The following is a 16,977-nucleotide window of genomic DNA, read 5'->3' on the forward strand; positions in this document are numbered from 1 at the left end:
AAGCAAAAGAAAAAATCATAACTGACTGATTATTAATTAAATTTAAAACTGGCACAGTATTCGCAGGCTTCAAGGTAGCAACGCCACCATGTTGCTCACATTCATAGGAAAAAGGAGGAGTTAATGAAGACGACTCATCAAGGTCGATTTCATCCTTTGTTCGTATCATTGGGGTTAGCACTGACACTGGGTGCTTCGTCGGCATATGCAGACAGCAGCAAAAACCAGTGGCAAGACCAAGCTAAAGATGCGTGGATTGATGGCAAAGCCGAATCCATGCTGATGGTTAATACTGACCTAAACAACTTTGATATCAACACAGATGTAGAGCAAGGTGTGGTTATCTTAACGGGAAACGTAGACACTGAGTTGGATAAGAGCTTAGCTGGTGGTCTTGTGCGCCAAATTGACGGGGTCAGTCAGGTGGAAAATGATCTCACCGTTTCTCAACCCGCCAGCAAAGCCGCAGACTTAGGGCAAGCCGTTGTCGACACAAAAGTAAGTGCGGCATTAAAAACGAGCTTGCTACTTAATCCAGATATTAGCGGAACCAATATTAATGTCTCCGTTGAAGACGGCGTGGCAACCTTATCCGGAAAAGTCAAAAGTGATGGCGCTCGTGATCTAGCCGTCTTAATGGCGGAAAACGCCCAAGATGTCGAGCGTGTCATTGATGAACTTAAAGTAGAAGAAAATGCCTAAGGGTAATGACAAACCCCTAATAAGGAGATGCTATGCAACGCCAAGAAATGATTGAAAAATTACACGGCCGCTTACATGACTGGAATCAAGAAATTGATAAGCTTGAAGCCAAAGCGAACGTCGCATCAGCAAATGCAAAAGCCGAATACCGTGAGTCTATCGAGCACTTAAGAGCGCGAAAAGAGCAAGCAAAAACGCGCATTGATGAGCTTCAAAATGCCAGTGACGAGGCGTGGGATGATATTAAACAAGGCGCCGAACAAGCATTAACATCACTTAAAGAAGCTTACGACTCGGCCAAACAGAAATTCTAGTCGACGAAAGACGCATCGAGACGTGCGCGCTACATGCAATACGCGTCAAAAGCAATGCGCGTCAAAAACACTGCCGCTCTCATCGGAGCGGCTTTTTTTTGTCTTTATGTTAAGGTAAGACTTTAATATCACCAAGGAGAGGAAACATGCAGGCTCGCGCGCTTTTTATCGCTATATTGAGTGTTTTTGGCGCCATGTGCGCGATTCAATTCGGTGCATCGTTTGCCAAGCAGCTGTTTCCTCTGGTGGGGCCTGTCGGGACAAGTGCTCTGCGAGTCGGGTTTTCCGCCCTGATACTATGGCTGGTTTTTCGGCCTTGGCGCCAATGGCCTCGTGGACGTCACTGGCGCGCTATTAGCGTTTATGGCAGTTGCCTGGGTGGCATGATGCTGCTGCTTTATTTAGCGATTGAAACCATTCCTCTCGGGATTGCCGTTGCACTCGAATTTACGGGTCCTCTTCTGGTTGCATTGCTTTCAATACGGCGCGCGCGGGACAGCCTTTGGATTGTGCTCGCCGTCGGCGGTGTGATCACATTGCTCCCGGATCTATCAGGCGTGAATGCCCTCGACCCACGAGGGGTTGCATACGCCCTAGCCGCCGGGGGCTGCTGGGCTGGCTATATTTTATTTGGTCAAAAAGCGGGTAATCTAGCGCCAGGCGGCGGCACTGTTGCACTGGGGATGACGGTTGCTGCGCTCTATCTTGTACCCGCGGGCTACATTGCCACCGATGGCGCTCTGCTCCAGTGGCAACTGCTGCCATTGGGCATTGCGGTGGCACTCATTTCTAGCGCTATTCCCTACTCGTTAGAGATGATCGCGCTGCGAAATATGCCTAAGCAAACCTTCAGTGTGATGATGAGTTTAGAGCCCGCCGTTGCCGCAATGGCAGGGCTATTGGTTCTCGACGAGCAACTTGCACTGCGCCAATGGCTCGCCATCGGTATGGTAATCACTGCCTCGTTAGGCAGTACGTTATCGGCTAAAAGGCATTAACGAAAAGGCACTAACACCAACCAATAGAAAAGAGCGCCGATGGTCGGCGCTCTTTTTAGTCATCGAATCTTGTTCTCTGAACCGCTCACTTTACCAAGTGTTAGCTCGCTTCACTCAATGGCAGTGCATGCACCTTGACGCGCTGTTGCTCGATGTACTGGCTAATCGCATCAGCCTGCTCTTCAGTCAAATAGAGACCAAGCTTCGTACGGCGCCATAGCGCGTCTTCAACATGCTGCACAAACTCGTGTTGAATGAGATAATTTAGCTCAGCTTGATAAACACCATCTGCAAACTGACGTCCCATATCTGCCTCGCTGGTGCAGCCTTTCATCAACTGATGGGTGCAAGTACCGTATGTGTCCACAAATCGCTGCGCCGTCTCGTGACTTAACCACGGGTAACGTTGCTTGATTGACATGGCCAGATCATCGCGACCACAGCTGAAGTCACCACCAGGTAACGTTCCGTTTGCGGTCCAAGGCTGACCCATTTTATCGAAAAATGGCTCAAGTTTATGTATGGCTGATTCGGCCAGTTTACGATACGTCGTGAGCTTACCGCCGAAGATAGATACGAGCGGCGCTTGACTGCCCTGCTGCTCTAACTCAATGGTATAGTCACGTGTCATTGCCTGCGGTGAATCCGATTCGTCATCACATAGAGGACGCACACCACTGTAGGTCCAAATAACATCCTCGCGTTTGATTTGGTGCGTAAAATGCTGATTGACCACATCAACCAGATAATCAACTTCAGCATCATCAATTTTAGCTTCACGCGGATCCGCTTTGTGTTCAACATCCGTGGTGCCAATCAGTGAAAACTTATCCAGGTAAGGGATCACAAATACAATACGACCATCATTATTTTGCAGAATATAGGCTTGTGGATCTTGATGGATACGTGGCACCACCATATGAGAGCCTTTGATCATTTTGATCCCACGTGGCGATTTTTCATGAAGACTATCGTCGTAGAATTGTTTGACCCAAGGCCCTGTTGCATTCACCAAGGCTTTCGACTTGCGCTCAAAACGCTCGCCGGTATGTGCATCTTCTAAGGTAACACGCCAGATATTGTTTTCACGCTCTGCCGTCACCACTTTACAATAGTTACGCACTTCACCGCCTTTCTCTTTGGTAAACTGAGCGTTAAGCAGTGTGAGACGCGCATCATCTACCCACGCATCAGAGTACTCAAAACCGATCTTCATCTCTTTTTTCATATAGCCGGTTTTACTGAGATCCACTTTGTGGCTACTTGGTAACGTCGAACGTTTACCTAAATTGTCATATAAAAAGAGGCCACAACGAATCATCCACGCGGGGCGCAGATAAGAGCGATGCGGCAAACGAAAGCGCATAGGAAAGGCAATATGCGGCGCTTTATTGATTAGCACTTCACGCTCTGCTAGCGCTTCGGAAACCAAACGAAATTCATAATGCTCTAAATAGCGAAGCCCGCCATGAATCAACTTTGAGCTTGCTGACGATGTGGCCGATGCGAAATCTTTTGCATCGTACAATCCAACATTAAGCCCGCGACCTGCTGCATCTGCAGCGATGCCCGCACCATTGATACCGCCTCCCACGACGATAATATCGAGTAATGCTTCTTGATGAGTATTATGCGTAGTCATTATTAGCCGACCTTGTCCAGATATGAGCGAACGAACATTAATTGATGGGTATAACTGTATATCAACTTTCGTTTTCGGTCACTATTAATGTTCGAAAAATTATTATCGAGTGTGACAAGTGTAGAATAAGTGTTATAAAAATGCGTGAATTGTGAACCGTAAAGCCAAGATTAACGTAGCAGAAGCAGGTCGTTGTCACTCTGTTATTCAATAAAGCAGAATTCACCCGTCTGCGTTCAGGCATAAAAAAAGGCGCGAAAACGCGCCTTTTGAAGATAACTCGGTTTAGACGTAATTAAATGTCTTCTTCCTCATCATGAAGCTGTGCCCATGCCTGAGCACATTTTACCGCACGCTTCCAACCACGGTAACGACGGTTCCGCTTTTCTTCATCCTGATGAGGCTCAAAGCTACGATTGAGTTTCGCTTTGTCTTTTAACTCATCCAGGCTACCCCAGAAACCAACAGCCATCCCCGCAAGATAACCTGCGCCCAGCGCCGTGACTTCCGTCACTTCGGGACGGTGAACTTCCGTATTAAGCACATCGGCTTGGAATTGCATCAAGAAGTCATTGGCAACGGCACCACCATCCACGCGTAACGCCGCGAGCTTGATACCTGAATCGGCTTGCATTGCATCCAATACGTCACGAGTTTGGTAAGCAATCCCTTCCAATGTTGCTCGAATAATATGGTTTGAATTCACACCGCGCGTTAAGCCTACAATAGTACCGCGGGCATATGCATCCCAGTAGGGGGCGCCTAATCCCGTGAAAGCCGGGACCACATAAACACCATTTGACGTATCGACTTTAGTGGCAAAATACTCAGAATCGTGCGCGTCTTCGAGCACTTTAAGCTCATCACGTAACCACTGGATAGAGGCTCCGCCCATAAAGACCGCGCCCTCAAGCGCATAAGAAGGTTCACCCTGTGGACCACAACCAATCGTCGTCAGCAGGCCATGAGAAGACGTAACTTTCTCTTGCCCGGTATTCATCAGCAAGAAGCACCCTGTGCCGTAGGTATTTTTCGCTTGTCCGGCTTCTACACACATTTGACCAAATAGCGCAGCCTGTTGGTCACCCGCGATCCCAGCAATTGGAATACGTGTCCCGCCTTTACCGCCGATATTCGTTTGCCCATATACCTCAGAAGAGCGACGCACTTCAGGTAACATTGAAGCGGGGATACCGAGCTCATCGAGCATTTTTTGATCCCAGCACATATCATTGATATTAAACAACATAGTTCGTGACGCATTGGTATAATCCGTCACATGCACACGCCCTTGGGTCATTTTCCAGACCAGCCAGGTATCCACGGTACCAAACAATAGCTTACCCGCTTCTGCGTCCTCTCGCGCGCCTTCGACGTTGTCCAAAATCCACTTCACTTTTGTACCTGAGAAATACGGATCAAGTACAAGCCCAGTGTTATCGCGAACATATGAAGTTAAACCACGCTCGCGCAAGTCATCACAAATGTCGGCGGTACGACGGCATTGCCACACAATCGCGTTGTACACAGGTTTTCCGGTTTCTTTATTCCAGACTACCGTGGTTTCACGCTGGTTTGTAATACCGATACCCGCAATCTCATCACTACGGATACCCGTTTTGCCCAACACCTCAACTAAGGTGGAGCTTTGTGTCGCGTAAATTTCCATTGGATCATGCTCGACCCAACCGGCTTGAGGATAAATCTGGGTAAATTCGCGCTGAGACACACCCACAATATTCGCGTCATGATCCATGACGACGGCGCGTGAGCTGGTAGTACCTTGGTCTAGAGCAACGATATATTTGTGCGCAGACATAATCGGGTTTCCTTCTATCTCTTATATTTTAGTCGTTATGGCGCACTAACGCGCCCATGCTACTTATGCGTTTACTTTTTGCGTCTCGGTTTCAGCCAGCTCCAGCTCCTCATCATCACACTGGTTAGGAATGGTGCAACCATGGCCCTCTTGAGGCAGGTATGGGGCAATCACTTTTGGATACAGCCAACCACCGAAACAGGCCCCTAAAATTGGTGCGACAATGGGCACAATAAAGTACGGAATATCGCGTGCGCCTGTCAGGGCATAATCCCATCCGGCAAAGAAGGCAAATAGTTTAGGACCGAAATCACGCGCAGGGTTCATTGCAAAACCGGTCAATGGACCTAACGAGCCACCGATAACCGCAATCAAAATACCGATGAGTAATGGATTCATTGGGCCACGTGCAGCGCCATTATTTTCATCGCCTAGCGCTAAGATGCCAAACATCAACACCGCTGTGATCACAAATTCAACCGCCATGGCGCCCATGAAAGACAGAGCTTGATGCGGATACGTTGAGAAGATACCTGCGGTTGCTAAGGCCTCGGGGCTACTCCGAACAACATTATTGGCTAACTCCCACTCGACGAAAAGATTGCTATATAGACTGTAAACAAGTGCGGCGGACGCAAACGCACCAAGCATTTGCGAAATAATGTAGGGAACAACTTTACTTTTATCAAAGCCATGGAAGGCCGCGAGAGCGATGGTAACGGCAGGATTAATATGCGCGCCTGAGACACCTGCTGTGCAGTAAATGGCAATCGCCACACCAAAGCCCCAGACGATACTGATTTCCCACTGACCAAAATCGGCGCCAGTCAGTACCAGCGCTGCCACACAACCCACGCCAAAGAAAATGAGCAAGCCCGTGCCGATAAACTCGGACACGCACTCGCCTAATAGAGTCGACGATGCTTTTTTCATGATGATTATCCTTGTCACTATTAGTAGGGGTACACGTTCAAAACCACACTACCATTTTGCATAATCACAGCATCTCGAAAACAAACTCACAACAAAAATGAGCGTTCGAGCATAATTTTATGACTTAATACTGACATTTTTGTTAACTACATCATTATTTGAGCATGTTCGCGCACAAAATGCGCACACACAGTGGGATGGCTAGAAAGCTAGGGATGGCAAGGCTTGGCGCCCCTCATATCCATGCAGTGATCGTTGAGGAGCGCGCTTTGTTGTTATCTTTTTGTTATCGAGAGGTTGGCATTGAGACCCCAAGTGTATCAAGATCGATCCCTTTCTCCTTTGCTAACGATTCGAGCACAGGAAGTAAGGGGCCAAGCTTTTCGCTCAACGTATCACGCACGGTATCCACCATCACTTGGGTTTGTCGCTCGATTTCTATATTAACGGAATCACCGACAGTCTTTCGCTCGAACGTTGTCATTCGCCGCGTCTCTGGGATCAACCAAACGTCAAACCACCCTTCATCCTTGTTTACGTCGGCAATGGTCAAGCTTGCACCATTAATAGCGATATAGCCTTTGGCAAAGATGTAGCGCATCCATGACGTTGCTAAGGAAAATCGCAATCGACAATTTTCCTCTTGAAACAGCACGTCATGCACTAAAGCACAGCAATCCACATGCCCCGATAACGGATGTCCGCCGATTTCTGCGCCATCTTTCGCTGCTCGCTCCGCATTCACGCTATCGCCAGTATTAAACGAACGTAACGTCGTTATCGCTAAGCTTTGTAGCATCACATCAAAACGCACAAGATTCGCTTCTAATCGCTCAGTGACCGTCAAACATACGCCATCAATGGCGACACTGGCACCAATTTCTAATCCATCACAAAAGCCATCTGGGAAGCGAATATCGAACGTTCGAATACCTTGGTGATCGCGACAAACGTCAATATTTGCCACCGCTTGAATAATTCCGGTAAACATGGGGGATATCCTATTAAGAATTTCCCATCATCATACTGCTTGGCAACAAAAATAACCAACTCGCACAAGTGATAATCAATCTCATTAGCATTGATAGTTGTGATTAGCCGGCGTATAGTGCGCATTTTTATACGTCAGTAAAGTATTATGAGTATGCCGTATCCTTCTTTATGCTTTGCCATTTTGGCAGCCTTCGCTATTGGCATTCATACCGCCAGTGCTAACACGAATCGCTCTCCCGACAGCATTGAAACCATTAAGGTGCAAGGTGAGCAACTAAACCATCCTATTACCCTTATTTCACCGGGAAAATCGACTTTAGAGCTGGACGATATTCAACGCGAACAGGCTCATAACATCGGAGAGTTGGTCATGAAAATGCCCGGCGTCTCACTTGATGCCGGTGCGCGCCCAGGCAGTGAACGTATCAATGTGTGGGGGTTTTCTCACCCCTCAGCACTATCTGTCCGTATAGATGGTGCTCCAGTCGGATTTCAACAGTATCGATATGGCAGTTTTTTCCTCGATCCTCAGTTGCTAAGATCTGTCCGCGTGGTAAAAGGCGATCATAACGTTCGTGCCAGTGTGGGCGCCTTTGGCGGCAGTTTTATTATGGAAACAAAAGAAGCTGCAGACTTTCTTGATGCGGATGAGTCAATCGGTGCGACGGCTCAGGCTGGCTTTAATAGCGTGAACCAACAATGGAAACGCAGTATTACTGCCTTTGGCAAATCCGACTCTGGCTGGTCGGTATTGCTCCATGGGTCAAAACGTGATGCAGATGATATTGAGCTAGGAAACGGAGAGACATTTGATTTCTCGGGCTACGCCCAACATAGCTTGCTCGGTAAAATTCATTATCAATCTGGTGCGCATGATTTTATGTTAAGCCACACACGGTATGACGACCAGGGAAGAAAACCGTGGGCAAATCGACGCGGCGCCATGCCTTCGATTAGTAATTACAAAATAGATAAGTATGGTAGCTACGAAGCGGCATTATTTGCCACATCGGTGGATAATCATTATCGCGAGTATACCAGTACCCTGAATTACCACTATCAACCGTTTAATAACTTTATAGACACTAGTGTCGTGATCGCACATTCACAAAACCATCGTTATTGGGAAAGACCCGACAGCACCTATCAATCTTATATTTCTTCGGGTCAATACGGTCATCAGGTATGGTTATCATATGAGCGTTGGTTTGCAGAATTGACGAATACTAGCCACTTCGGTGATCACGAAATTATGATCGGCGCTCAATACCAAGACCAAAACCGAGACTCTCGCGTTTACAATCATACTTATCGAAAAAAACCAGCGAAAAACTACGGGTACTATACACCAAACTTTGAACCATCTGGTGAACAGCGAACTCAAAGTGCGTTTGTCCAAGATAGATACTTCATTACTCCAGATCTCGAACTAACCGCCTCGCTGCGCTATAACCATATTCGATCAGAGGGCGTGCCAAACTTAGCACCTGATTATAACGACCCATCTGTAGGTCATGACTATAGTGCTGTTACTCACCAGGGTTGGGAGCCGCGTATTGCATTGGTCTACGATGTCAGTCCATCTACGCAAATCAAAGCCGCCTATGCTTATGGCTTGAAAGCACCAACAATTGACGAATTGTATACGGTGCAGTATGCAAGAGCCTCTAAACGGGCCTCGACAAGTCGGGATCTTTCCGTGACTCGAGTCAATGCGTATCTATTAGGTATGACTAATGAGCATCAACGTGTGTTGACTGAAAGCGATCACCTTGCTACTGAGGTCACGCTGTTCTGGAATGACATCATTCATGACGTTGCTCAGCGTCGTGGCATAAATGCGACAAAACAAAAAGAAGGCTACTATACCAACCTAGAAGGGCTATATACCTACGGCCTCGACGCACAGTTACAATATCGTCTCTACGATTGGTTCACCGATGCGTCTGTTTCTATTGTTAGGGGGAAACATAAAGGATCATTGCGCGATAGCACAGGCGCAGACGAATACTGGTACGAAACCCCACCACTAAGTGCAATGTTCGGTATCGGACACCAACTGACAGATACCATTCAAATCGCATGGCAAGGGCAGTATTGGGACGAGCAAGATCGTGTTCCTAACGAGCCTTCTTTGCACACTGCAAACGTGGCAAGTGACGCCTACTTTTTCCAAAACTTGTATGGTGAATGGAAGCCCAGTGATGATTTTGTACTACGTGCCACTATCATCAATCTTACCGATCAATATTACTCACCCTACCTTTCTGCCGGCGTGCCAGCAGCTGGCCGAGATATACGCATTAATGCCACTATTAGGTTCTAGGCAAGCGAGGGAGACACAACATTATCAAAGCCGAACACAAGTTCGGCTTTGCAATTTCGTACCATAACCGACACGATTATCCTGATAAATTTAATGGTTTATTTCTGATCAAAATCACGTTATTGATAGAGACCATTCACCTCCCCCGATTAAACCGGAGGCTATTTAATGACGACCATTGCCGTATTTAGCGCGAAATCTTATGACAAGGCCGCCTTTACTCATGTCAACGACGCATTTGCGTACACGTTTGAGTTTCATGATTTCCAACTCACTGACAAAACAGCCAAAATGGCGCAAGGTGCCGAGGTGGTTTGTGCGTTTGTAAACGATGATTTGTCTCGCCCCGTACTTGAAATTCTCGCAAAGGCAGGGACTTCTCTCGTAGCCTTGCGTTGCGCTGGCTACGACCGTGTCGATCTCGACGCAGCTAAATCACTGGGGATCACGGTTGTGCGCGTGCCCGCGTACTCGCCTGAATCGGTCGCCGAGCACACGGTTGGCATGATGATGTGTCTTAATCGTCGTTTCCATAAAGCGTATCAACGTACCCGCGACGCCAACTTTGAGCTCGAGGGTTTAGTCGGCTTCAACTTTCATGGCAAAACAGCGGGGATTATTGGTACAGGAAAAATTGGTATTGCGACCATGCGCATTCTCAACGGCCTAGGGATGCGTCTACTCTGCCACGATCCCTATCAAAACCCACAGGCCCTTGAACTGGGGGCGGAATATGTTTCAAAAGAAACGCTTTATGCGCAAAGTGATGTGGTTTCTTTACATTGCCCCATGTCTAAAGAGAACTACCATTTACTCAGTGCCAACGCATTCAATCAAATGAAAGACGGTGTGATGGTGATAAACACCAGTCGGGGCGAGCTTCTTGATTCTGTCGCGGCCATCGAAGCACTCAAACAAGGCCGAATTGGCTCATTAGGCTTAGATGTCTACGACAATGAGCGCGATCTCTTTTTCCAAGATAAATCGAATGATGTGATTGTGGATGACGTATTTCGTCGGCTTTCAGCCTGCCACAACGTATTGATTACCGGCCACCAGGCTTTCTTAACCAAAGAAGCACTGCACAACATTGCCGAGACCACATTGGCGAACATTCAGATCGTACTAAGTGGTCAGACTTGCCAAAACCAAATCGTCGAAGTGGAAGACAGAAGCGATTAACGCCGATTAAAAAAGGCCTGATCGCTCAGGCCTTTTGTTCTTCAATATCGATTTAGCGGCTGATTACATGGCTTCCATGAAAATTTTAGCAATTTCTTCATGGGTTGCTTGCTTCGGATTGGTAAACCCGCAAGCATCTTTGAGCGCATTTTCCGTCAACACATCAATATCGTATTGTTTAACGCCCAATTCATTCAGACCTGCAGGAATACCTACATCCGTTGACAACGACTGAATCGCTTGGATTGCGGCTTTCGCACCTTCATCCTCAGTCATGTTTTCGGTATCAACGCCCATCGCAGTTGCCACATCGCGTAAACGACTTGCACAGACTTGCGCGTTATAGCGCTGAACATGGGGGAGCAATACCGCGTTACACACACCATGAGGGAGGTCATAAAACCCGCCGAGCTGATGTGCCATGGCATGCACATAGCCGAGCGACGCATTATTGAATGCCATACCGGCCATAAACTGCGCATAAGCCATTTGTTCACGTGCCTCAATATTCTGTCCGTCAGCCACGGCGGTACGAAGGTGCTCTTGAATCAAGGTCATTGCTTTGAGCGCGACGGCATCCGTGATCGGTGTCGCGGCGGTTGATACATACGCTTCAACGGCGTGAGTTAATGCGTCCATTCCGGTCGCCGCGGTTAGTGAAGCTGGCTTCGCGAGCATAAGCTCAGGATCATTCACCGAGATAATTGGCGTGGTATGCTTATCGACAATCGCCATCTTAATATGACGTTCTTCTTCAGTAATAATACAAAAACGCGTCATCTCAGATGCCGTGCCGGCTGTTGTATTGATCGCAATCAGTGGCAGTTGAGGTTTCGCCGATTGATCGACACCTTCATAATCACTGATATGGCCGCCGTTCGTGGCAACTAAAGCGATACCCTTCGCACAATCATGCGGCGATCCGCCACCCAAAGAGATCACGCAGTCACATTGATTCGCTTGCAAAAGCTCAAGGCCTTGCGCCACATTGCCGGTTGTTGGGTTAGGCTGAGTACCGTCATACACCACACTGTCAACCTGGCGACTATCCAGTAACGCCGCGATTTGTTTGACGACACCAATTTCGTTCAGCACCTTATCGGTGACAATGAGGGCTTTTTTAAATCCATGCGATTGAATAGCGTCTGCGGCTTCTGAAAGGCATCCGGCACCCATAAGGTTAACCGCTGGGATAAAGAAAGTGCTCGACATGATCCTTGACTCCTTTTGTAGGGATAACAGAGGTTTTAGCAGAAAGTGCTTTCCCCTTTTGATGCCATTTTGTAACACGCCATTAGTTCGTCACATTTTGATCCAGCGCAATTTGCTAGGCAAGATAAACAAAATAAAAGACAAAACTGAGAGTTGTGTCTGCGACGGAGTCCATTGTGTTTAAAACATCAGCAGAAAATCATTTTTTTGACACTTTCTTGAAGAATAATGTCTAACATGCAATAGAGTAGAGTCATCGCTAACTTGTGATAGAGAGAACACAATGGGAACAAAATATAAACTGACTGCGGTTGCGGTTTTGACTGCCTCACTGGCATTAACAGGCTGTGAATCCATGTCGAATGCCCAAAAAGGTGCGGCCATTGGCGCGATCACCGGTGCGATTGCGGGTAAGTCCACCTCCAACCACAAAGATAAACGCGCATTCATCGGGGCGGCCATTGGCGCGATCGGTGGTGCCGCGGTGGGCAACTATATGGATAAGCAAGAGCAGGCTTTCCGTGAAGAATTGGCAGGTTCCGGCATTCAAGTAGTGCGAGAAGGGGATAACATTCGTTTGATCATGCCATCGAATATTACCTTTGGATTGGATCAAGATGCTATCGCCGCCGACTTCTATCCCACCCTCAATGCGGTTTCCAACGTCATGCGCAAATACGACAAAACCTTTTTAAGCATTGAGGGCCATACCGACAACACAGGGGCAGCCTCATACAACCAAGGCTTGTCTGAGCGACGTGCGATGAGCGTTAAACGCTATCTTGCCAGCCAGTCTATCGACAATGCGCGCCTTTATACCTCTGGATTTGGCGAAACACGTCCACTCGTTGCCAATAACAGTGCATCCAATCGCGCATTGAATCGTCGGGTTGAGATTCAAGTGGTGCCAAACACCCAATAGCGGCGGTGATTAGTCAAGAGTGACGCAACACAGTGCGCTTATTGGCAGTAAGCGCACCATAAAGAGGTATTGACCACCAACACTAGAGATTATCGAGGTGAGCAAGCAAATAGTCTGCACGCTCAATCATGGCCTCGCGCTGGGCAGCGTCCATTTTATCCCAGTTTCTGTAAGGCATGGCCATTCTTGGATTTTGACTAAAGCGATCGCGATGACGCTGCATAAAATGCCAATAAAGTGCATTCAGTGGACACGCGTTATCCCCCACTTTCTCTTTCACTGAGTAATGACAATCGCCGCAATAATCACTCATGCGATTAATATAAGCGCCACTGGCCGCATAGGGTTTCGTGCCAACCAACCCGTTATCAGCAAATTGCGTCATCCCCCTGGTGTTAGGCATCTCAACCCATTCTATCGCATCAATATAAATTGATAAGTACCAGTCATCGACGGCATCCGGGTTAATACCGGCTAGCAAGCAAAAGTTCCCCGTTACCATGAGTCGTTGAATATGGTGTGCGTAGGCCGTTTGCAATGACTGGGTCACCGCTTGAGACACACAGCGCATTTTGGTTTGCCCATCCCAGAAATAACGCGGGAGTGGTCGATTTGCCTCGAGGACATTTTTCTCTGCATAAGCAGGCATATTTGCCCAATATACGCCACGGATGTACTCCCGCCAGCCTAAAATTTGACGCACAAAGCCTTCGATCTGCGCCAGATTGATGGCATCACTATGTCGGAAATACTCAATCGCGACGGTAATAACCTGCATGGGATGAAGTAACTTTGCATTCAGTGCAAACGACAAACGGCTGTGATAGAGGCTCCATTGGTGATCGCTACGACCCGTCATGGCATCTTGAAACTGACCAAACAGAGGCAAGCAATGACGGCAAAAGTGATCCAACAAGGCTTTCGCCTGTGAACGTGTCACAGGCCAGAGTAGGTCTGGTGCAGGTTCACCGATCGTCGCAACGTCATGCCGTTTGATACGAGCTAAAATATCGCGAACATCGTTACTGAATACTAAGGGAGACGGAATAGCAGCTAAATCGCTTTTTTTGAGCTTGTTACGATTATCTTGATCGTAATTCCAGCGTCCTCCTTCTGGCGCATCACCGTCCATCAGGACACCAAACTGGCGACGCATATCCCGATAAAAATATTCCATTTTACGATGTTTATTCGCCGTAAACTGAGTCGCTATATGCTCGTAAGGCAATAAAAAGTGCTCTGTATCAACACATTGGATTGCCACTTTATCGGGGAGATTGAGCGCGATGAGTTGCTGCGAAAGCCGATACTCGTCCGGCCGCTGATACGCAAAGGTGTTTACCTGATAATGTTCACACAAAGCACTTATTAGCGCGGGTAAATCTTGATAGCGTTGAGTGTCATCTAAAGTGAGGTAACAGACATGGTGACCCGCCTGCTCAAGTGCATGGGAAAAGGCCGCCATCGCCGCGAAGAATGCGCTTACCTTTTGGACATGATGCCTGACATAGGTGGCTTCTTGGTTAAGCTCCGCAACCAAATAAAGCACAGAGTCATCGGTCTGTTTAAACCATGAATGGCTCGCATTGAGCTGATCGCCCAGCACCAAGCGCAAAGTTTTATAGTGCGTGCTCTTCACTGGCACCTCGTTGTCATAATAAGTGTTGCAAGATAAATGTTGCAAAATCATACGCAGCAAACCACATTTTCGATGATTGCCTAGCTCAACCAGCTTGAATATCTGCCAAAACGCTCTACATTGGTCCAAACACTAGCCATTATGCCCTACTCTTATGCGAGCACTTCTTGTCAGATTTTGCCTGTTGATCACTCCAATGATAGTTGTCTATCCGACATTGGCAATGAATGAGCCCGCTAGCCAGTTTGTACAAGACCTTCGCTTCCACGGCTACATAGATAATTACGGTAACGTAAAACTGCGGTTTGCGCCGATTACAGCACTCCCTGCAGGGTTCAAAACAAAAGGGTACCTGGATATTGAAGCCAGTGATATTGTACGGCTACCTCGCGGATTAGAGGTGGGCGGGTATTTTAACGCGGCCAATACCGCTTTGAAGCAGCTACCGAGGATGAAAGTCGGTGGCTATATTAACCTGACCAATACACAAATAACGCGTCTGCCCCCTAACCTCGTGGTGCGAGGCGATTTAAGCCTGGTCAATACGCCATTGACAGCGCTCCCTCAGCGTCTATTTGTTGAAGGCAATTTATACCTCACGAACTCACCGATAAACGCTATTCCTGACGATATCTATATCGGCGGCAATCTGTATATTCGCGGTACAAATATTCAAGAAATCAGTCCGGATCTTCGTATCGAAGGACAAGTCCTTCCCGCTCTTACCCAATGATCTGCCAACCATTATTGATCGAATCAGCATTAGAGTCGTACGTTATCCCGAGCCTAGTTTTTAAATTACAGTCTAAAACGGTCCGATATGATTACTTTACATCATTTAGAGCAATCGCGGTCTCAGCGTATTGTTTGGTTATTGGAGTCTTTGGCGGTTCCATATCAGTTGGTTCGCCACCAGCGTGACCCAAAAACCAAACTCGCACCGCGTGAGTTGAAACAAATACACAGCTTGGGGAAAGCGCCCGTGATCGAAGACGGGGACATTGTGATTGCGGAATCTGGCGCAATCATTGAATATTTGTTAGATACATACGGGGATGGCAGCTTAATACCTGAAACAAAAACAGAGAAGAGCCTCTATCGATACTGGATGCATTATGCCGAAGGCTCTCTGATGCCACCATTGGTGATGTCTCTGATATTCAGTAAAATTCCAGAATCTCCCATGCCATTTTTTATTCGGCCCCTAGCCCGGAAGCTGATGGATGGTGTGAAGCAGCAGTTCCTGACGCCGCAGTTACACGACCATTTCGCTATGATAGATAATCATTTAGCGCATCATAAATGGCTCTGTGGGGACCAAATCACAGCGGCCGATATTCAAATGAGTTTTCCATTATTGGCAGCGCGCCCACAGCTTCATACCGAACATCACGCCAACATTTTTCGCTATCTGGAGCAAGTTGAGCAGCAACCCGGCTACCAGAATGCGTTATGCGTGGTCGGCCCCCTAAAAACACTGTAACAAAGACAGTGTTAAGGCTTGTATTATGCAGGCAGAGTCGACTCTGCTTGCATGATCCAACGCTGATAGCCTGGCAAATCAGCTAACTGCTGATACCAGCGAGAGATATTAGGTGGCAAGGTTAAAGACGCCTCATTATGCAAGCTATGGATCAAACTTCCTATCGCAATATCAGCCAATGTTATGCGATCTGATGCGAGATATTTTTGCTCCGCCAGTACCTCATCGATTCGTTCCAGATGATAACGACACTGCTCTAGCGCCTTTTCTCGTGATGACATATCTCGTGATGACATAGCTTGTGAAGACATAGCTTGTGAAGACATAGCTTGTGAAGACATAGCATGTGGGTGGTCAGAGGCTGAAGAGAATAACGCCCTTTTAATAACGGGTTGGAATGAGGAGAGACACCAGTCCATCCAGCGTTCATAACATGATCGTTGAAACGCACAATCCGGATACCACATTTTGTTACCATAACAAGCAACGAGGTAGCGCAATATGGTATGTGACTCCCACACGCTATTCGGGCCGTCTTCTAAAACGGGGGTTTGTTGCATCGGACAACGCTCAGCGATGGCTTGTGCGTCACGATGGCTATGACGAATATCGACTTCTTCTAGCGCAATACTTAAATCCAGCTCCTCAATCAACCACATCACTTTCTGAACATTTATTGACAGCGGATGTCCGTACACTTTCATTTTACTCTCCTTGTAACAGTCAGAAGCAGTTCCTTGCCTTGATTTTATTTGATTTAAGATGAATGTTTGAGGCTCGCATAATCCAACGAGCTTAGCAAGTCATCGTGT

15 protein-coding genes are annotated in these 16,977 nt (G+C 47.5%); 8 read left to right on the top strand and 7 right to left on the bottom strand.

Features of this window, described 5'->3' with window-relative positions; all coding sequences use genetic code 11:
* The first annotated feature begins 123 nt into the window (after positions 1-123).
* The 3 genes from HLG76_RS05175 to HLG76_RS05185 all read left to right on the top strand — a co-directional run bounded on the left by HLG76_RS05175 (position 124) and on the right by HLG76_RS05185 (position 2,014).
* The gene (locus tag HLG76_RS05175; protein WP_077679582.1) at positions 124-702 is read left to right on the top strand and encodes a BON domain-containing protein; all 579 of its coding nucleotides are present in this window, start codon (positions 124-126) and stop codon (positions 700-702) included.
* A 32-nt stretch (positions 703-734) separates the two neighbouring features.
* Entirely contained in the window at positions 735-1,016 is a 282-nt protein-coding gene (locus HLG76_RS05180) for a hypothetical protein (protein ID WP_077457317.1), read from the top strand.
* A gap of 146 nt (positions 1,017-1,162) precedes the next feature.
* A complete protein-coding gene (locus HLG76_RS05185; protein WP_175993219.1) occupies positions 1,163-2,014 on the top strand; it encodes a DMT family transporter in 852 nt (283 codons plus the stop codon).
* 100 nt (positions 2,015-2,114) lie between these two features.
* Here the strand turns inward: HLG76_RS05185 and glpD are convergent, their stop codons facing one another.
* The 4 genes from glpD to HLG76_RS05205 all read right to left on the bottom strand — a co-directional run bounded on the left by glpD (position 2,115) and on the right by HLG76_RS05205 (position 7,399).
* The gene (gene glpD / locus HLG76_RS05190; protein ID WP_077679584.1) at positions 2,115-3,656 is read right to left on the bottom strand and encodes a glycerol-3-phosphate dehydrogenase; all 1,542 of its coding nucleotides are present in this window, start codon (positions 3,654-3,656) and stop codon (positions 2,115-2,117) included.
* Positions 3,657-3,951: 295 nt separating this feature from the next.
* A complete protein-coding gene (glpK, locus tag HLG76_RS05195; protein WP_077460889.1) occupies positions 3,952-5,475 on the bottom strand; it encodes a glycerol kinase GlpK in 1,524 nt (507 codons plus the stop codon).
* Positions 5,476-5,538: 63 nt separating this feature from the next.
* Positions 5,539-6,408: an MIP/aquaporin family protein gene (locus tag HLG76_RS05200; RefSeq protein ID WP_025744339.1), complete on the bottom strand. Its 870-nt coding sequence runs from the start codon at positions 6,406-6,408 to the stop codon at positions 5,539-5,541.
* A 286-nt stretch (positions 6,409-6,694) separates the two neighbouring features.
* Positions 6,695-7,399, bottom strand: coding sequence for a riboflavin synthase (locus HLG76_RS05205; RefSeq protein ID WP_025744340.1), 705 nt, complete (start codon positions 7,397-7,399; stop codon positions 6,695-6,697).
* A gap of 153 nt (positions 7,400-7,552) precedes the next feature.
* Between HLG76_RS05205 and HLG76_RS05210 the strand changes: the two genes are divergently transcribed.
* Complete coding sequence (locus tag HLG76_RS05210) at positions 7,553-9,727, top strand: TonB-dependent receptor (RefSeq protein ID WP_175993220.1); 2,175 nt, start codon at positions 7,553-7,555, stop codon at positions 9,725-9,727.
* Between the two features lie 168 nt (positions 9,728-9,895).
* A complete protein-coding gene (locus HLG76_RS05215) occupies positions 9,896-10,909 on the top strand; it encodes a 2-hydroxyacid dehydrogenase (RefSeq protein WP_077774100.1) in 1,014 nt (337 codons plus the stop codon).
* Positions 10,910-10,972: 63 nt separating this feature from the next.
* Here HLG76_RS05215 and yiaY read toward each other — a convergent pair whose 3' ends face one another.
* Positions 10,973-12,121 (bottom strand): L-threonine dehydrogenase, encoded by a 1,149-nt coding sequence (yiaY, locus tag HLG76_RS05220; protein WP_077668979.1) that lies wholly within the window; start codon positions 12,119-12,121, stop codon positions 10,973-10,975.
* Positions 12,122-12,404: 283 nt separating this feature from the next.
* Between yiaY and HLG76_RS05225 the strand changes: the two genes are divergently transcribed.
* Positions 12,405-13,043, top strand: a complete 639-nt coding sequence (locus HLG76_RS05225; protein ID WP_025744343.1) for an OmpA family protein — start codon at positions 12,405-12,407, stop codon at positions 13,041-13,043.
* 82 nt (positions 13,044-13,125) lie between these two features.
* Here HLG76_RS05225 and HLG76_RS05230 read toward each other — a convergent pair whose 3' ends face one another.
* Positions 13,126-14,682, bottom strand: a complete 1,557-nt coding sequence (locus HLG76_RS05230) for a cryptochrome/photolyase family protein (RefSeq protein WP_368656344.1) — start codon at positions 14,680-14,682, stop codon at positions 13,126-13,128.
* 196 nt (positions 14,683-14,878) lie between these two features.
* Here HLG76_RS05230 and HLG76_RS05235 point away from each other — a divergent pair, with 196 nt between their 5' ends.
* Both HLG76_RS05235 and HLG76_RS05240 read left to right on the top strand, forming a co-directional pair.
* The gene (locus HLG76_RS05235) at positions 14,879-15,415 is read left to right on the top strand and encodes a hypothetical protein (RefSeq protein WP_077460883.1); all 537 of its coding nucleotides are present in this window, start codon (positions 14,879-14,881) and stop codon (positions 15,413-15,415) included.
* A gap of 87 nt (positions 15,416-15,502) precedes the next feature.
* Entirely contained in the window at positions 15,503-16,165 is a 663-nt protein-coding gene (locus HLG76_RS05240; protein WP_077460882.1) for a glutathione S-transferase, read from the top strand.
* A 23-nt stretch (positions 16,166-16,188) separates the two neighbouring features.
* Here HLG76_RS05240 and HLG76_RS05245 read toward each other — a convergent pair whose 3' ends face one another.
* A complete protein-coding gene (locus HLG76_RS05245) occupies positions 16,189-16,869 on the bottom strand; it encodes a glutathione S-transferase family protein (RefSeq protein WP_175993222.1) in 681 nt (226 codons plus the stop codon).
* Positions 16,870-16,977 lie beyond the last annotated feature (108 nt).

Origin of the sequence: Salinivibrio sp. EAGSL (assembly GCF_013366455.1) — a bacterium.
In the GTDB taxonomy this organism is placed as follows: domain Bacteria; phylum Pseudomonadota; class Gammaproteobacteria; order Enterobacterales; family Vibrionaceae; genus Salinivibrio; species Salinivibrio costicola.

Excerpts from the sequence above, each read along its gene's own strand:
- HLG76_RS05200 (WP_025744339.1), bottom strand. The coding sequence starts at position 6,408 with ATGAAAAAAGCATCGTCGACTCTATTAGGCGAGTGCGTGTCCGAGTTT.
- HLG76_RS05210 (WP_175993220.1), top strand. The coding sequence starts at position 7,553 with ATGCCGTATCCTTCTTTATGCTTTGCCATTTTGGCAGCCTTCGCTATT.
- HLG76_RS05245 (WP_175993222.1), bottom strand. The coding sequence starts at position 16,869 with ATGAAAGTGTACGGACATCCGCTGTCAATAAATGTTCAGAAAGTGATG.
- HLG76_RS05235 (WP_077460883.1), top strand. The coding sequence starts at position 14,879 with ATGATAGTTGTCTATCCGACATTGGCAATGAATGAGCCCGCTAGCCAG.
- HLG76_RS05215 (WP_077774100.1), top strand. The coding sequence starts at position 9,896 with ATGACGACCATTGCCGTATTTAGCGCGAAATCTTATGACAAGGCCGCC.
- HLG76_RS05205 (WP_025744340.1), bottom strand. The coding sequence starts at position 7,399 with ATGTTTACCGGAATTATTCAAGCGGTGGCAAATATTGACGTTTGTCGC.
- HLG76_RS05185 (WP_175993219.1), top strand. The coding sequence starts at position 1,163 with ATGCAGGCTCGCGCGCTTTTTATCGCTATATTGAGTGTTTTTGGCGCC.
- HLG76_RS05240 (WP_077460882.1), top strand. The coding sequence starts at position 15,503 with ATGATTACTTTACATCATTTAGAGCAATCGCGGTCTCAGCGTATTGTT.
- HLG76_RS05175 (WP_077679582.1), top strand. The coding sequence starts at position 124 with ATGAAGACGACTCATCAAGGTCGATTTCATCCTTTGTTCGTATCATTG.
- glpK (WP_077460889.1), bottom strand. The coding sequence starts at position 5,475 with ATGTCTGCGCACAAATATATCGTTGCTCTAGACCAAGGTACTACCAGC.
- yiaY (WP_077668979.1), bottom strand. The coding sequence starts at position 12,121 with ATGTCGAGCACTTTCTTTATCCCAGCGGTTAACCTTATGGGTGCCGGA.
- HLG76_RS05180 (WP_077457317.1), top strand. The coding sequence starts at position 735 with ATGCAACGCCAAGAAATGATTGAAAAATTACACGGCCGCTTACATGAC.
- glpD (WP_077679584.1), bottom strand. The coding sequence starts at position 3,656 with ATGACTACGCATAATACTCATCAAGAAGCATTACTCGATATTATCGTC.
- HLG76_RS05225 (WP_025744343.1), top strand. The coding sequence starts at position 12,405 with ATGGGAACAAAATATAAACTGACTGCGGTTGCGGTTTTGACTGCCTCA.